Genomic DNA, 216 nt, shown 5'->3' with positions numbered 1-216 from the left:
ACGACCCCCGCAAGGATTCCTCGATCGGCGGCGCTGGCGATCATCGCTGGGGCGACGACAGCACCTATGAGTTCACGGAAAACCCGGTGGTGATGGATTACAACTACCGGCGTGGCTTCTCCTGGAATGGTGACCTGTTCCTCGGCATGGGGATGGACCCCGACCTGTTGCCGATCGACCGTTATGTGACGGCGGCGAACATCTGCGACGAACAGG

The 216-nt window shown here is 61.1% G+C and carries 1 protein-coding gene; it reads left to right on the top strand.

Features of this window, described 5'->3' with window-relative positions:
• The coding region (locus tag KLP42_RS27535) for a hypothetical protein (protein WP_215571177.1) at positions 1 to 216 on the top strand (216 nt) is incomplete at both ends.

Source organism: Rhizobium sp. CSW-27 (genome assembly GCF_018760785.1).
Classification (GTDB): Bacteria; Pseudomonadota; Alphaproteobacteria; order Rhizobiales; family Rhizobiaceae; genus Neorhizobium.
The sequence above is the reverse complement of the archived record's forward strand: the minus strand, read 5'-3'. Positions and strand labels throughout refer to the sequence as shown.